Source organism: Pelagibacterium halotolerans B2 (assembly GCF_000230555.1).
In the GTDB taxonomy this organism is placed as follows: Bacteria; Pseudomonadota; Alphaproteobacteria; order Rhizobiales; family Devosiaceae; genus Pelagibacterium; species Pelagibacterium halotolerans.
Genome location: NC_016078.1, coordinates 778868 through 795141 on the forward strand (window position 1 = coordinate 778868; position 16274 = coordinate 795141).

At 61.9% G+C, this 16274-nt stretch carries 14 protein-coding genes; 8 read left to right on the forward strand and 6 right to left on the reverse strand.

The genetic code is table 11. The features are described 5' to 3' along the window. Window positions 1-18: 18 nt before the first annotated feature. Both KKY_RS03915 and KKY_RS03920 read right to left on the reverse strand, forming a co-directional pair. Window positions 19-2652 (reverse strand): TRAP transporter permease, encoded by a 2634-nt coding sequence (locus tag KKY_RS03915; RefSeq protein ID WP_014130003.1) that lies wholly within the window; start codon window positions 2650-2652, stop codon window positions 19-21. A 79-nt stretch (window positions 2653-2731) separates the two neighbouring features. Beyond that, window positions 2732-3694: a TAXI family TRAP transporter solute-binding subunit gene (locus KKY_RS03920; protein WP_014130004.1), complete on the reverse strand. Its 963-nt coding sequence runs from the start codon at window positions 3692-3694 to the stop codon at window positions 2732-2734. Between the two features lie 186 nt (window positions 3695-3880). Here KKY_RS03920 and KKY_RS03925 point away from each other — a divergent pair, with 186 nt between their 5' ends. Continuing rightward, window positions 3881-5095, forward strand: a complete 1215-nt coding sequence (locus KKY_RS03925; RefSeq protein WP_041529069.1) for a D-amino acid dehydrogenase — start codon at window positions 3881-3883, stop codon at window positions 5093-5095. A gap of 36 nt (window positions 5096-5131) precedes the next feature. Here the strand turns inward: KKY_RS03925 and KKY_RS03930 are convergent, their stop codons facing one another. Together KKY_RS03930 and KKY_RS03935 are read right to left on the reverse strand one after the other, a co-directional pair. Further along, entirely contained in the window at window positions 5132-5326 is a 195-nt protein-coding gene (locus KKY_RS03930) for a dihydrofolate reductase family protein (RefSeq protein ID WP_014130006.1), read from the reverse strand. Next, window positions 5326-6198, reverse strand: a complete 873-nt coding sequence (locus tag KKY_RS03935) for an ABC transporter substrate-binding protein (protein WP_014130007.1) — start codon at window positions 6196-6198, stop codon at window positions 5326-5328. Before KKY_RS03935 ends, KKY_RS03930 begins: the two co-directional genes overlap by 1 nt. Window positions 6199-6328: 130 nt before the next feature. Here KKY_RS03935 and KKY_RS03940 point away from each other — a divergent pair, with 130 nt between their 5' ends. The 7 genes from KKY_RS03940 (at window position 6329) to KKY_RS03970 (ending at window position 14125) form a co-directional block, all read left to right on the forward strand. Then, the gene (locus KKY_RS03940) at window positions 6329-7645 is read left to right on the forward strand and encodes an ABC transporter substrate-binding protein (protein WP_050811643.1); all 1317 of its coding nucleotides are present in this window, start codon (window positions 6329-6331) and stop codon (window positions 7643-7645) included. A gap of 94 nt (window positions 7646-7739) precedes the next feature. Then, window positions 7740-8855 (forward strand): SIS domain-containing protein, encoded by a 1116-nt coding sequence (locus tag KKY_RS03945; RefSeq protein ID WP_014130009.1) that lies wholly within the window; start codon window positions 7740-7742, stop codon window positions 8853-8855. Continuing rightward, window positions 8852-9259, forward strand: a complete 408-nt coding sequence (locus KKY_RS03950) for a secondary thiamine-phosphate synthase enzyme YjbQ (RefSeq protein WP_014130010.1) — start codon at window positions 8852-8854, stop codon at window positions 9257-9259. Before KKY_RS03945 ends, KKY_RS03950 begins: the two co-directional genes overlap by 4 nt. Further along, window positions 9252-10181 (forward strand): carbohydrate kinase family protein, encoded by a 930-nt coding sequence (locus tag KKY_RS03955; RefSeq protein WP_014130011.1) that lies wholly within the window; start codon window positions 9252-9254, stop codon window positions 10179-10181. The genes KKY_RS03950 and KKY_RS03955 overlap by 8 nt, the downstream gene beginning before the upstream one ends. After that, window positions 10178-11125 (forward strand): nucleoside hydrolase, encoded by a 948-nt coding sequence (locus KKY_RS03960; protein WP_014130012.1) that lies wholly within the window; start codon window positions 10178-10180, stop codon window positions 11123-11125. The genes KKY_RS03955 and KKY_RS03960 overlap by 4 nt, the downstream gene beginning before the upstream one ends. 3 nt (window positions 11126-11128) lie before the next feature. Then, window positions 11129-13189, forward strand: coding sequence for an ADP-ribosylglycohydrolase family protein (locus tag KKY_RS03965; RefSeq protein WP_014130013.1), 2061 nt, complete (start codon window positions 11129-11131; stop codon window positions 13187-13189). Between the two features lie 18 nt (window positions 13190-13207). Beyond that, window positions 13208-14125: a nucleoside phosphorylase gene (locus KKY_RS03970; protein ID WP_014130014.1), complete on the forward strand. Its 918-nt coding sequence runs from the start codon at window positions 13208-13210 to the stop codon at window positions 14123-14125. Here the strand turns inward: KKY_RS03970 and KKY_RS03975 are convergent. Beyond that, window positions 14098-15129, reverse strand: a complete 1032-nt coding sequence (locus KKY_RS03975; RefSeq protein ID WP_014130015.1) for a LacI family DNA-binding transcriptional regulator — start codon at window positions 15127-15129, stop codon at window positions 14098-14100. The two genes, KKY_RS03970 and KKY_RS03975, sit on opposite strands and share 28 nt — an antisense overlap. Before the next feature lie 66 nt (window positions 15130-15195). Beyond that, complete coding sequence (locus KKY_RS03980) at window positions 15196-16272, reverse strand: ABC transporter ATP-binding protein (RefSeq protein ID WP_014130016.1); 1077 nt, start codon at window positions 16270-16272, stop codon at window positions 15196-15198. Window positions 16273-16274: the final 2 nt, after the last annotated feature.

Genomic DNA, 16274 nt, shown 5'->3' on the forward strand with positions numbered 1-16274 from the left:
GCCGCTGGCGCGGTTCCGTCAGGCGGGCTGCGTCTGGCGCTTCGGCATGCCGGGTTGGTCCCAATTGCGGCGACGCCATTGCAGGGCGGCAACGAGCCCGATCAGCAGGAGTGCCGGAATATAGGTCAGCTCGTTGGCCGGGCTGTTGGGATCCCGGACAAAGACACGGCTGATGGTCTGGCCGGCTGAGATCCCCAGCCTTTCGGCCTGGCTGCCAAAGCCGGTGCCCAGCACCTGCACCGCGTCGCCGACCGGCGTAACCTGCACGCCGACAGCCGCCAGCCGCTCCGCTCCGGATGCGGGTTCGCCCATGGGAAGCCGCATCACGCGCGTCTCTTCGATGCCGGTTATGATGTCGGCACCGCTGACCTCGACACGCAGAAAGCCGTCTTCGGGCACCTGCTCGGCCAGTTCGAGCACCTGATTTCCGGGAACCGAGGTGTATTCGGGCACGATCTTGTCCATGAACCAGCCCGGCTGAAACAGCATGGCCGCCGCTACCAGCAGCATTGCCGACTCCCATATGCGGCTGCGCGTGATGAAGATCTGCTGGGTGACCGAAACGAACATGAACATACCGATCAGGGCTGCGCCCACGATCAGCACCAGTTGGAACCAGTTATCGATACCGATCAGCAGCAATTGGTGGTTGAAAATGAACAGCAATGGCAGGATGGCCGTGCGCATTTCATAGCGGAAGGCCTGTACGCCTGTCTTGACCGGATCGGCGCGGCTGATCGCCGAGGCGGCAAAGGATGCAAGCCCCACCGGCGGCGTAACGTCCGCCATCAGGCCGAAATAGAAGACATAGAGATGCACCGCGACCAGCGCCACGGCGACCCCGTTAAGTGTGGCGACGTCCACGATCACCGGCGCGATCAGCGTTGCAACGACCACATAGTTCGCAGTCGTCGGCATGCCCAGGCCCAGGATCATGCAGATCAGCGCCGTCAGCAGCAGCATGATGATGAGATTGCCCGCCGAGATCGCAATGACGATTTCTGTCAGCACCAGCCCTACGCCGGTCAGCGAGACCGTGCCCACGATGATCCCCGCCGCCGCCGTGGCGATGGCGATGCCGATCATGTTGCGCGCACCGGTGACCAGCCCGTCCAAAAGATCATTGAGCCCGTCGCGGAACTGCCCGGCCAGATTTCCCGCGCCCCGAAACAGCGCGATGAGCGGCTTCTGGGTGACGACCAAAAAGATAAGGGCCGTGGTGCCATAAAATGCCGACAGGCCCGGAGACAGTTCCTCGACCATCAGGCACCAGACCAGAATGAAGACCGGCATCAGGTAGTGAATGCCCGTCGGCGCGACTTTGGCCGTGTCGGGCAGGACGACGTCGGGGTTGCTGGGATCGTCGAGTTCCAGATCGGGGAAGCGCGACCGGATGGCGACCGAGCCGACATAGATCGCCAGCGCGCCAAGGCCCGCCGCCCAGCTCGCGCCGGCCCCGAAGACGTCGCGCGTCCAGCCCAGTCCAACGCCGATCAGCCAGCAGAAAATCACAAAGCCGGCGGCGGTCATGCCGAACAGGGCGGCGCTCATAAGGCCCGAACGATGGGATTCGCGCGGCAGACCCTTGAGGTTGGCTTTGCGCGCCTCGATATCGACCACGTAGAACAGCGAAATATAGGTCAGCAGCGCAGGGATGATGGCGTGTTGGACCACCTGGCTGTAGGAAATCCCGACATATTCCGCGATCAGGAAGGCGGCCGCGCCCATGACCGGGGGCATGATCTGACCGTTGACCGACGCCGAAACCTCGATGGCGCCCGCCTTGACCGGGGGGTAGCCCACACGCTTCATCAACGGAATTGTGAAGGTGCCGGTGGTAACCACATTGGCGACCGAAGAACCCGAGATCAGCCCCGTCGCGCCCGAACCGAGCACGGCGGCCTTGGCCGGCCCGCCGCGGAAATGGCCGAGCAGCGCGAAGGCCACCTTGATGAAGTAGTTTCCGGCTCCGGCCTTTTCCAGCAAGGAACCAAACAGCACGAACAAAAAGACAAATGAGGTCGAAACACCCAGCGCGACGCCGAAAACGCCTTCCGTGGTCAGCCAGTACTGCGTTGCCGCGCGCGGAATCGAGGCGCCGCGATGGGCAAAAAGATCGGGCATATACGGCCCGAAAAACGCATAGACCAGGAACAGCATTGCGACGATGGGAAGCGCCAGACCGAGCGAGCGCCGCGCTGCTTCGAGAAGGAACACGACCCCGGCGATTCCGACGACCACATCGAGCGTTGTGGGCAGGCCCGGCCGCGCCGCCAGCGCATCCTGAAAGACAAACAGATAGAGTGAGCAACCCGCGCCGAGCAGCGCCAACAGCCAGTCCTGCACCGGAATCTTGTGTCGTGGCGATGATTTGAGCGCGGGATAGGCTGTGAACACCAGAATCAGCGCAAAGGCGAGATGAATGGCCCGCGCTTCCCCGGCGTTGAAGACGCCGATGCGAAGCGAATAGGGGAGCGGCGAAGCGTACCAGAGCTGGAACAGGCTCCAGGCCAGGGGCACCAGCAGCAAGAGCCATCGCGAAAAGCCGTCATCGGGCTTGCGCCCGCCGGTATCGGCCTCTGCCACCAGTTGCGTGGCCGCCGAAAGGTCGGGCCGGTCCTCTTGTCCTTTGGTGTCGCTGTCGTGTGTCATGGAATGGCCGCCGGCAGGAGGGGAGTGGGAGCGGCCCGTCACTTGATGACGGGCCGCCCGGAGAGAAGGTCAGGCGTTATTACAGCCAGCCCTGCTCGCTATAGTACTGCTCGGCACCCGGATGCAGCGGGGCTTCGAGACCGTCGACAATCATGTTCTCGGGCTCGAGATTGGCGAGCGCCGGATGCAGAGCCTTGAAGGCGTCGAAATTATCGAACACCGCGCTGACCAGGGCATAAACCGCCTCGTCAGGCGTGTCGGCGCCGACGGCGAGAGCGGCCAGAACGCCGAAGGTCTCCACATCATCGTCATTGTTTGAGTAGGTGCCGCCCGGAATGGTGGCGGTCGCGTAGAACGGGCGATCTGCGATGATGCCGTCAATAGCCTCGCCGGTGATCGGCACGATCTGTGCTTCGCAAGTCGTCGTCGGATCGGCGATATTGGCCGAGGGGTGGCCGACGGCATAGAAGAACGCGTCGATCTGGTTGTCGCACAGCGCGGGGCCATGCTCGTCAGGACGCAGTTCCGAAACCAGGGCGAAATCCTCCCGGCTCATGTCCAACGACTCGAGGATGATATCGATCGAAGTCTGGGTGCCCGACCCGGGAGCGCCGACATTGACGCGTTTACCCGCAAGATCCTCGAAGCTCTCGATGCCCGCATCGGGACGCGCCACGAGAGTAAAGGGCTCGGGGTGGAGCGAGAAAACGGCGCGCAGGTCTTCCTGCGGTCCGGCATCAGCGAAATCCTGCTCGCCATTGACGGCATAGGACAGCACGTCCGTCTGGGTGACACCAAAGGTGAGTTCGCCCGTGCCGATGGCGTTGAGGTTGTAAACCGAGGCTGCGGTGGATTCGACCGAGCAGCGGAAACCATGGTCGGCGCGGGTTTCGTTCATCAGCCGGCAGATGGCGCCGCCCACCGGATAATAGACGCCGGTGACGCCCCCCGTGCCGATGGTGACGAACTGATCCTGGGCCTGAGCAGCGCCAGTGCCCGCCAAAACCGTGGCGGCCACGAGGCCGAAAAGCTTCCGATTCATTGCGTTTCCTTCCGTGTTTTGAACTCGCCGGTTATGATCGGACCCGATGGTGTTGAGGTCCGCCTCCGGGACACGGGCATTAAGGAGAAAAATGTTTCAAAGGGCAAGTTTCGGTGCGAAATTTGCCCCTGGTCCGGGATGCGCGAAGCATGGGGCCAACGCGCAGCAGCAGACGAGACCGGGTTCATGAAAATCATCATCATCGGGGCGGGAATTGTGGGGTTGGCCACGGCCCGATGCCTCGTGAACGACGGACACGACGTGACCGTCATCGACCGAAACGCCGGGCCCGGGCTCAGTTCGAGCTATGCCAATGGTGCCCAGCTCAGCTATTCCTATGTCGCCCCGCTTGCCGACCCTTCGGTGTGGCGGCAACTCCCCGGTCTCCTTGTTGATCGCGATTCTCCGGTTCGGTTCCGGGCAGGATTCGATCCGTTCCAATACCGTTGGCTGCTGCAATTTCTTGCAGCGTGTACCGAGCGCCAGGCAAACGAAACGATCGACCGTCTGGGCGAATTGGCGCAACTGAGTCGCAAGGTCCTGCACAACTCGCCCGATCTCATGGCGGCGCAATTTAACTGGACGGCCAGCGGCAAGCTGGTGGTGTACAGCTCGGAAAAGAGCTTTGCATCGGCGCGGCGGTATGCGGACCGTCAGGTGGCCAGCGGCACCGACAAGCGGGCCCTCGGACGCGATGAGTGCCTGGTACTCGAACCCGCGCTGGCCTCGATCGGCGATCGGCTGGTCGGCGGCATTTTTGCGCCCGATGACGAAACGGCCGACGCCCTGCTCATGTGCCGCGAGATGGAGCGGCTGATGGCCGAAAGCGGGAACCCTCCGCAATTTCTCTACAACACCGAGGTCAGCCGGTTCATAAAGCGGGGGCGCACGATCGACGGCCTTCAGACCGGTCATGGCCGGCTATCGGCGGACATGTATATCCTCGCCGCAGGAGTTGGTTCACGCCCATTGGGACGACAGGTCGGGCTCGACCTTCCGATCTATCCGATCAAGGGCTATTCCCTGTCGGTTCCCGTCGCGCGTGAGGCGGCGGCGCCCCGCGTCAGTGTGACCGATGCGGCCCGCAAGATCGTTCTGGCGCGTCTGGGCGATACGTTGCGGCTGGCCGGAGCGGCCGATATCGTCGGGGACGGTCTCGATATCGACTTTCGCCGCACCGGCAAGCTGATCGCCGACGCGCGTGCCGATTTTCCCGATGCCGCCGACTGGCAGAGCGCCAAACTCTGGGCAGGACTTCGCCCGGCCACACCGACCGGCCAGCCGATTGTCGGGCCCACCCGGGTCGATAACCTCATGGTCAATGTCGGTCACGGGGCGCTGGGGTTTACTCTGGCGCTCGGCACCGCCCAGCGCCTTGCCGATCAGATTGCCGGGCGCTGAACTTGCGTCAAAACCAGATAAATCAGGCGTGAAAAGTCATTTTATCACGCGATAGGTAAGGTGCGTGGCGGCCCCGGTATCGACCATCGATAGACGCTTTAGACTCACCGGCTCGGACAACCGGGAGAACATCGGTAATCCGTCACCGAACAGCACGGGCACGATACTGACAACGATCTCGTCCACGAGGCCCGCCGCGATTGCCTGATTGCCGATACCGGGCCCGCCCATTATGGGCAGAACATTCGGGCGATTGCGGGCGCCATGTTTGGATAGAGCGCATGAAGAACCGAGTTGGTCTTGCTGATCGCGTCAGGGGCAAGGCTCATATAGGCGTCGGGCTGTCCCATCATGGTAAGAAAATAGCGATTTGAGTGACGCTCCTGTTCCAGGGAAAGGCCTGGAGCGAAGTACTGGGCCCAAAGCCTGTCGACCAAAAGATCGGGGTCGTCGGAGTTGATTTTCCATCCCTGGCGGCTGGCCTCGAGCCAGCGCCGCAGCGCCGGTCCTTGCGTATCGAGAACCGATGCCGCTACCACGACCACATTGTTGGGAAGCGTCGCGCCCAGATTCCAGAGGTTGGTGACGTGAGCGGCATAGCCACTTTTCGCATATCGGTAGGTGGCCGCAACGGGGAAGTCTATAAAGCCGTCGATAAGTCCGTTCGGCAATTGGTCGACGTCGTGGTCGTAATCGACAATCACGGTCGCTTCGATGCCGGCCCGTTCGAGCAGGTTTTGCAAAAGAAGCCGGTTGGCGTGCGGGACCCCGATTGTACGCCCAGTGAGATCGTTCAGCGTTTCCAGCGGGTCCGCCGCGGGGCTGACAAGCGAAAGGGGGCTTTTCTGCAATTGGGCGCCGATTATGCGCAAATCGGCGCCGGTTTGGGCCATTGTGGCCACTACCGACTCCGGCGAACTGAGCGCAATATCGGCACTGCCGTCCACAAGGGACATTTCCGGCACAAGGCCGGAGCGGCCGGGCAGGTGTTCAACCACGATCTCGCGCGCCGCATAAAGCCCGTCTGCCATTGCCGCAAAGTAGCCGACAAATTCGCTGTCATTGATCCAGGATGCCTGCAGGCGGATTGCTGTAGGTTCCATCGCTCCTCCATTAGCCCAAAAAGGGACTTGACGGGTTTAATGAAACGTTTAACCTCCTATTCACAGCCGTTGCAAGTGCTTTTGCACGGTGAGTGTGTTGCTGCTCTCGTCTTCAACAGAGGGGTTTGAAATGAAGCGTTTGCTATTGATTGGAACCGCCGCGTATGCGGTCCTGGGCTCCGCCGCGATGGCGGCAGAGCCTGTAACCTTGTGGTTTTGGGGCGCGCCGCCGAACCTTCAGGACGCCTTCGAGGAGGTGCTTGTCGGGCCGTTCAATGCTTCCCAGGATGAATACGAACTCCAGATCGAGTTCCTTCAGGACGTTGACAATGACGTCCGCACCGCGGTTCTGGCCGGGGAAGGGCCGGATCTGGTCTATACATCGGGCCCGTCCTACATCGCGCCGCTCGCCCGCGCCGGCGCCATCGAACCGCTCGATGCTTATGCCGAACAATATGGCTGGCATGATCGGCTGCTCGAGCCGGTTCTCGACACCTGCTACCAGCTCGACCACCTCTATTGCATGCCCCCGGCGCTGATTTCCGACGGCATGTTCTACAACCGTGCCCTGCTCGAGGAGAAGGGCTGGGAGGTTCCCACCACGCTGGCCGAAGTCGAACAGGTCATGGATGCCGCCATTGCCGACGGGCTCTATGCCTCGGTGACGGGCAACAAGGGCTGGCAGCCGGTGAACGAGAACTATGCCTCGATCTTCATCAATAACGTCGTCGGTCCCGCCCGGTTCTATGAGATCCTTTCGACGGGCGAAGGCTGGGATTCTGCGGAAATGATCAAGGCGATCGAAGAGTCCGCGCGCTGGTTCAAGGCCGGATATCTCGGCGGTTCGGACTATTTCTCGCTCAATTTTGACGAGTCCATTTCGCTTGTCAGCCAGAAGCGCTCGCCGTTCTTTTTTGCGCCCTCGATCGGCTTCCAGTGGGCGACCAACTACTTTACGGGTGACGCGGCCGGCGACTTCGCCTTCGCGCCAATCCCCCAGATGGATGAAAGCCTGCCCTATCCGATTTACGATCTGGGCGTGGCCTTCACCCTGTCGATCAACGCCAATTCGGACGTTAAGGACGGCGCGGCCGCCGTTCTCGATCTCATCTTCTCGCCCGAATTCGCATCCGACATGGCAGACGTATGGCCGGGCTATTGGGGCATCCCGCTCAGGGAGTTTCCCACCAACCCAGACGCTACCGGCCTGACCGCCTCGTTTCTGGACGCCATGGCCGATATGACCGCCGCCGTCGATGCTGGAACCTTCGGCTTCAAGATCGGTACCTTCTTCCCGCCGGCCACCAGCCAGGTGATGTTTGAAGATATCGAATCCGTCTGGCTCGACCGGATGACGGCACAAGATATGCTGGCCAAGGCTGCCAGCGCCTATGCCGATGAAATGGCACAGGGGCTGACCCAGGATCTGCCGCAGCCTTCAATGTAGGCCGAACCGGGCGGCGGTGCCTTGTGGAACCGCCGCCTGCACTGCTCCTCCCCGAAATTTGTGATCGGGCCCGATAGGGCCCGGGAGTCTTCCCATGCCGTCGACAGACAACCCAATGCGCGATCAGATCATCGCAACGCCCGCCGGCCTAAAGGCCGGGTTTGAACACTTCGAGCGCGACGCCCGGCTGGCCGTGCCGACGCCCTTGGTCTATCGCACCCGCAGGATTGTCCTGATCGGCAGCGGCGACTCGTATTTTGCCGCGAAGGCCGCCGAACTGGCGCTGATGGCCCATTCGGGTATCCCCGTCGAGGTCCGTACGCCGCTCGAAGCGGGACGGTATCACGCCGCCTATTCGAGCGCGCCGGACATGGAGAACACCCTGGTCGTCGCCATTTCCAATTCCGGCGGCGCGGCGCGCGTGTGCGAAGCCGCAACACTCTATCGGCAGGCCGGGGCGACGGTTCTCGCTCTCACCAAGGCGCCTCAGGGACGTCTTGCCCGGATCTGCGACCATGTCCTGATCGCACCGGTGCCGGGCCTGCCCAGCGCGCCGGGATACGGCCCCTACCTCTTCGCGTTCGTCGGCTTGCTGCTGCTTGGCATTCGCTTCGGCGAGGTCCGCATGAACATCCTCATGGACGACGCCCAGGCGCTCCGCGGTCGCCTGGCCGACCATTTCGACGATCTCGAGACGTTGACCGCCGCGATGGACGTACCGGTTGCCGCCCTGGCCGAAAGGATGTCGAAGGCAAGTCTTTTCGAATTTGTCGGCGGAGGACCCAACCTCGCGGTGGCCGAATATGGCGCCGCCAAACTGCTTGAAGCCGCCGGTCGACATGCTTTGGCGCGCGATGTCGAGGAATGGACCCATCTCAATTATTTCGACCGCGCTCCAGGCGAGATCGCGACGCTGATGATCGATCCCCAGGGGAGTCGCAGCGCCAGCCGCAACGAGGAGGTGCGCACGTATATGCGCCGGCTCGGCCGCCATCTTGCGGTTGTCGGGACCGGAGAAGATATGCCGCCACTGCCCGAAATTTCCGAATTGTGGTCGCCGCTGTTCACGAGCCTCCCCGTCGCCCTTTTCGCCGCCCGGATGGCGGCGCTCGACGGAGAAGATTACGGCCGCGGCTCCAAAGGGGCGTGGAGCGACAGCGCCGACGCCTCCACCGTCCAGAAAAGCGCGATGTTCGAGGCACAGCCATGACGCTTTCCAACCACAAGCTCAAGACGCTCGCCAATGCAGCCTATGAGATCACCGAAACCGTGCGCGAGGCGGTGGCGGCCAGCGGCGTGCAGGAGGGCCTTTGCGTCGTTTTCCTGCCCCACACCACCGCCGGGCTGTCGATTACTTCGTTCTGGGACCCCAAGGGGCTCGAAGACGTCCATGACGATATCAACCGCCTCGTGCCGACCCGCATCGATTTCAAGCACGAGTTCGATACACCCCAGGATGCGGCCGGTCATATAAAATCGGTTCTGATTGGCGTGAGCCTGACCCTCATTGTGACCGAGGGCAAACCGCTTCTCGGCCATTCGCAGGGTATATTCTTCAACGAATTCGACGGCCCGCGCCAACGCCAGTTCTTCGTCAAGTGTTCAAATGACTGACGGAGACGACCTGATCGTCAGCGCCGTGCTGATGGACAATCTCATTTTTGCCGACGGAACCGAACGGCCCAACGTTCCGGGCGGGGCGGGGCTGTATGCGCTCGCCGGTGCTGCCCTGTTTTCCGAACGGGCAATGCTGGTGGCGGGGACCGGAACCGACTTTCCCCACACCTTTGCTCCGTGGATGGAACGCAACGGCCTGGCCACAGAGGGTCTGCGGTTCGACGACGCGCATGCGCCGCGCAATGTCCTGCGCTACATCGACGATCACACGCGCACCGAAACGCCGGTCTATGGCGCTGCCCATTTCGCCCGCCTGGAGCCCCGCCCATCCGACGTTGCGCGCTTCATCGGCAGGGCGCGCAGCATTTACATCTTCCGTAATCTCGATGCCGCGTTCTGGCATGGGATCGACACGATGGTCTTTCCCCAAAGGCCGTTGATCTTCTGGGAAATCGCTCTCGACGTCTGCGATCCAAAAAACCGCACGGCAATCGAATCCCGTCTCGAAAGGGTCGACGCGCTCTCCATAAACTATGCCGAAGCCAGCGCGATTTTTGGAAGCAGCGACGAAGCGGACATCATTGCCGGACTTTCCGATTGGCCCGTTGCGACGGTTTTTCTGCGTCTGGGTGCCCGCGGCAGCATGGTCGTGGGGCAGGGCGGCGCCCAGTTCGTGCCGAGCCTGCCGGTCGATCCCGTCGACGTGACGGGGGGCGGTAACGCTTATGGAGGCGCCGCGATGATCGGCCTGGCACTGGGGTATTCGCAACGCGAAGCCGCGGCCATGGGCACCGTGGCAGCCAGTTTCGCCATCGGCCAGTTCGGTCCGCCCGAATCGGGCACGCAACCGGTTCGAAACCTGGCGCGGGAGCGCGTTCAAACACTTTTGCAGGAAATGGAGGCAGCGGTAGCGCCATGAAAAAAATTCTGATCGATACCGATCCAGGCATGGACGATACGCTCGCCATCGTGCTGGCCATCAAGTCGCCGGCCGTCGACGTAATGGGAATTTCCACGGTCGCGGGCAACTACCCCATCGAGGTCACCACCGCCAATGCCCTCAAGACGCTCGAACTGCTCGACAGCCGTGAAATTCCCGTGGCGCGTGGCATGGGCAAGCCGCTGGCCCGGCCTTTGCCCAAGGACCCGTTTTCACATGGCTCGGACGGTCAGGCCGAAATCCATCTTCCCGCCCCCGGTCTCGAACCGGTCGGATCGCACGGTGTCGATCTGATAATCGATACGGTCAAGGCCAACCCCGGCGAAGTGACAATTGTGACGCTCGGACCGTTTACCAATCTGGCAATGGCCATAATGAAGGCGCCGGAAATCGTTCCGATGATCGCCGAAGTGGTCTCGATCGCCGGCTCGTTCGGGCTCAACAAATATGCTTTCGCCAATGCCACCGGCGACACCCCGCAGAGCGAGTGGAACGTTTACGTCGATCCCGAGGCCGCCCAGCAGGTGTTTGCGTCGGGGGTGAAACTGCGTGCCGTGGGCCTGGATGTTGCGACCCATTTCGACATCAATTTCTCCGAAGAACAGCTCGCAGCGCTCAAATCGTCCGACCGCGCCGAAGCACATGCCGCCGAAAAAATGGTGCGCTTCGTTCAGGGTCGGGGGTTCGAATCCTACTGTGTCCTGATCGACTCCATGGCCGTTGCCGCTGTCATCGATCCCACGCTCATCGGTACCGTCAAGGCCCGGGTGGGCGTCGAGACCAAAGGGGAACTGACCCTGGGACAGACCGTCGCCGATTTCCGCCATCACCACGGTTGGATGCACCTGCCGGAAATTGATGTGGCCAACAGCGCCGATTATTCCCGCTTCCTCGATCTCATCATGAAGACGATGCTGGAGTAGGCCATGGACCGCGCGATACAGGAAAAAATCTACGCCGGCGTTCTGGGCAAGATCATTGGCGTTTATCACGGCCGCCCGGTGGAAGGATGGTCCTATGAACGCATCATGGCCGAACACGGAGAAGTCGACTATTTCGTCAATGGCAGGATGAAGCTGCCCATAATGCTGCCCGATGACGATATTTCGGGAACGTTCGGCTTTTTCCGCGCTCTTGAGGACTTCGACTACCCCAAGGTGCTCGATCCGCAAATGGTCGGCAAGACCTGGCTCAATTACATAATCGAGGAAAAGACGATCCTTTGGTGGGGAGGTCTGGGGCGCTCGACCGAGCACACCGCCTACCTCCATCTCAAGAACGGAATTGCCGCGCCCCGGACCGGAAGCCACGAGTTGAACGGCCCTTGGCTTCCCGCTCAGATCGGGGCGCAGATCTTCATGGACGGGTTCGCCATGGCCTCGCCCAACGATCCCGACCGTGCCGCCCAGATGGTCCGAGCCGCGGCATCGGTCAGCCACGACGGGATCGCACTGGATGCCGCCGTGCTGCTGGGCGCCATGGAAGCGCTGGCCTTTTCCGAAACGAATGTCGACACGTTGCTCGACAAGGGACTATCCCATGTTTCGGACCGCCATCTGCTTTCGGTCATCGAAGCGCTTCGCGCCCAATGCGAAAAAACCGACGACTGGCATGCGGTGCGCGCCTGGATCGCCGACAATCACGGTTACGATCACTATGATGGGCCGTGCCACATGGTGCCCAACCATCTGATCGTCCTTATGGCGTTTCTCATGGCCGGCGACGATTTTGCGCGCTCGCTCAAAATCGCCACGACCGCCGGCTGGGATACAGATTGCAATGCGGGCAATGTGGGGTGCCTCAACGGCATTCGCCTCGGTCTTTCTGCGCTCGACAAAGGACCCGATCTGCGCGGCCCGGTCTCCGATTTCATGTATGTGGTCACCGCCGACGGTGCCGCCGGCATCACCGATGCGGTGCAGCAAACACGTGCGATCGTTGCGGCGGCCGACACCCTTAACGACGAACCGGAACACGCTCCGCTTCCGCGTTACGCTTTCGAGTATCCCGGCGCGACACAAGGGTTCGCGCTCTGCCCGCGGCACGAGGGCCGCCAGGCCGCCCTCGATCTTCAAAACCCTCGGGGAGAGGGGCTGACCGTTGCGCTCAAGGGCCTCTCAATGGGGGTCGCCGGGGCAATTTCGACCCCGGTCTTCGTCGAACCGTTTGCTGCATCCTCAAGCTTTGCCATGGTTGCCAGCCCAACCCTTTATCCAGGCCAGACCGTAAGTTTGAACCTCGATATGCCTGATGGTGTAAAGGCGCGTCCCTATGCGCTTATCTACAACCGTGACGACGAGATCGAGCGAATCGAGGGTGATTGGTCGTCATCGGCCAATATCGATTGGACCGTGCCCCAGACCAATGGCCTGCCGCTCTACCGCCTGGGCGTGGAGTTTGGCTCCGACACCCGCTTCGATGGCGAAGTGACAATCCGCTCGATCGACTGGTCGGGTGCCCCGGCGGCCTACGACATCTCGGGTATGCTGGTAAAGTCGATATGGAACCTGACACCCTTCTGGACACGGGCCTGGGTGTCGTCCGCACGTCATTTCGCGCCGGACTTCAAATACACGCTGTGTTTTTCCCACCCTTTCGAAAATGGCGTCGCCACCACCGGCAGCAGGGACTGGAACGACTATTCAGTCGAAAGCTCGCTCGAATATTCGATCAACGACGGGGCAGGGCTGGTCGCCCGCTCACGCGGCCATCGGCGATATTATGCCGCCATGCTCAAGGGCGGCGAAGCGCTCATCGTCAAGCGGCTCGACGACGAGGTCTTGGTGCTCTCCCGTCAGTCCGTCGCAATCGGCGCCGAAGGCAAGCGCGATCTGCATTTGTCCGTCAAAGGCGACGAGATCACCTTCGCCGTCGATGGCCTTGTTGCCGGTACGGCGCGGGACAGCAGCTTTTCGAGCGGCGCCGCCGGGTTCATCGTCGAAAAGGGAACCATCGTCGCCGATGGTTTCCATGTCGCCGCATTGTAGGATTGGGAGGACGTTTCGATGTCGAGAGACGAAGTCGCGCGGCGCTCCGCGCTCAGGGCAATCCAAGAGCGCTATGCCTATTGGAACAATGTGCCCCACCGGGGGCTGATGGTGGATGGCAAGCCCGCCATGACCCAGATCGACCCTGAAAAGGTGGGCGATTTCGTCCTGGTGACCGTGCGCGACCCGCTGATCGATTATCTTGCCGATCCCGCACATCAGATTTCGGGCCTGCTCGAAGGTGCTGAACTTATCGGCCAGTCGCGAATGTTCACAAGTTACACAGGCACCTATGAGGGTGCGCGCATCACGGTGGTCAGTGGTGGCAGCGGTTCGTCGGAAGCCGAACTGCTGCTTTACGACTTCATGGAGTTCTCGGGCGCCCACACCTATCTGCGTGTTGGCGGCTCGGGCGGTGTCGGAACGGACGTCAAGCCTGGAGACATTGTCGTCTCCAGCGGCGTGGTCAGGGAAGAGGGTATGACCCGCGCCTATATCGACAGGGCCTTTCCCGCCGCCAGTCACTATGAGGTGGTCGCGGCGATGGCCCAGTCTGCCGACGAGTTGGGAGCCAATTACCATGTTGGCGTTACCCTCTCGGTCGATAGCGATTTCGCCGGCGTGGGGCGTCCGGGGGTGGGTGGCTATCTCCAGCCCTGGAACATAGAGATGATGGGAATCTACAACCGCGCCGGTGTGCTCAATGGCGATCGTGAATCCGCCGCCGTCGTGACGCTGGCCGCGCTTTATGGGTTCCGGGGAGGGTCGGTCTGCTCGGTGGCCGACAACATAGTGACGGGCGCCGAGTTCAGCCACGGCGCCGGGCACACCGCGGCCATCGACGTTGCGCTCAAGGGATGCGCGATCCTCAACCGCATGGACAAGAAGCGTGCCGAAACCGGAAAGCGTTACTGGCTGCCCGGCATGGGGCTCTGACCAATCGGGGCTGCTGCCGTGCTGTCGCGTTGAACCAGGCTGACGCCGACCTTGAAATGGCGCACAGGGCGTGCCGGATCCGCCAGTCGATCGAGCAGCAGCGTCAACGCAGCGGCAGCCATTTCCTCGACCGGCTGTTTGACCGTGGTCAACCCAGGCGTAACGATCGAGGCCCAGGGAATATCATCGAAACCCGCCACCGACATTTCGCCGGGAACGTCGATTCCCAATTGCCGCGCCGTTCGCAGCGCGCCGATAGCCAGCATGTCATTGCCGCACATCAGCGCCGTCACGTCGCGCTGAGCCATTCGGTCCCGCACCGCATCCGGAAGGTCGATCGAAAACGGTGTCCGCTCGCGCCAGACGATTTCGCCCTTGCCTTCAAGTGCTTCGATAAAGCCATTGGTGCGCTCGTTCCTGCCCTCGGCCACCGATGCTCCGGCGAGGATGCCGAAGCGGCGATGCCCCAGCGCCAAAAGGTGGTGTGCCAGCTGGCGCCCGCCCTGCCGGTCTTCGATGGTCACATTGTCATAGATGAGGTCCGGAACCCCGATAATCACCACGGGCATCACAAAGGGCCGCGTTGGCGCATCCATGACGCTTGTGGTCTGGCACCAGATTGCGCCGGCAACGCCCTGGCTCTCAAGGTGGCGCATGCCCTCGAGTTCGTCATCGGCCACCCCGGACGTGTCGATCAGCATGACCGTGTAACCGGCTTGCCTCGCCGCATGCTCGATCGATTGCGCCAGTGCCGGAAAGTATGGATTGCGCAGATCGGGCAGGAGTAGCCCCAGCGTGGTGTTGCGTCCGGTTCGCACCGACTGCGCCGACCGGTTGGGGCGATAGCCGAGCCGCTGGGCAACATCGCGCACACGGGCGCGAACCTCGTCACCGATCGTCCCGCCGCCATTGAGCGAATAGGACGCCGCGGCAATCGACACCCCGGCCTCACGCGCGACGTCTTTGAGCGTCGCCGCTTTTGACAGTTTCGGTTGGCCCGTCATCGATCCCCCGATCCTCGATCATCTCAACTTATGCCGATTCAAGTCCGGGGCGCAAAGCGCCATGCGCTAAATTCGCCGACCCTCGGAGTCAAAGGCCAGGATATGGTCGGTTTCCGGCGTCACGAACACCTGTGCGCCGGGCCGGTGCGCTGTCAGCCTGCGCTGCTCGACAGTCAGCGAACCGCCGCCGGCGGTGTCGAGATAGAGATAGGAAAGATTGCCCAACTGCTCGGTGACGCGCACTGTCGCGGCAATTCCTGTCTCGGTTATCGCGCAGTGCTCTGGCCGGAAGCCGACACGGACCCCGCTTCCCGTTGCTCGATGTTCGGCCCGCGGCCTGACCGTCAGCAGGACATCGCCCATCTCGGGAACCTTGACCTTGATGCCCTCGTCGGAGGTCTCCACGACAGTTCCTGAAACGAAGTTCATTTTCGGTGACCCGATAAATCCCGCGACGAACATGTTGTCGGGATCCTCATAGAGATCGATCGGACGCCCAACCTGCTCCACTCGCCCGTCTCGCAGCACCACGATCTTGTCGGCCAAGGTCATGGCCTCCACCTGATCGTGCGTTACATAGATCATCGTGGCGCCCAACTCGGTGTGCAGCCTGGCGATTTCGAGCCGCATCTGCACGCGCAATTCCGCATCGAGATTGGACAACGGCTCATCGAAAAGGAAGATCTTGGGGTTTTTGACAATGGCGCGGCCGATTGCGACACGCTGACGCTGCCCGCCCGAAAGCGCCTTGGGCTTGCGCGCCAGCAGGGGCTCGAGCTGCAGGGTGCGGGCCGCTTCGGCGACCTTGGCGTCGCGCTCTGCCTTCTTCATTCCCTGGATGCGCAGCCCGAAGCCGATATTGTCGGCGACATTCATGTGGGGATAAAGCGCATAGGATTGGAATACCATGGCGACGCCGCGATCGAGCGGCAGCATGCCCGTCACATCGTCACCATCGATCGCGATAGTGCCATCGGTGACATGATCGAGCCCGGCGATCATGCGCAGCAGTGTGGATTTCCCGCAGCCCGACGGACCGACGAACACGACGAACTCGCCGTCGTCCACCGACAGGTTGACCGATTTGATGACTTCGGTGCTCCCGAAGTTCTTCTTGACGTCCTTTAGCGACAGACGTTCCATGG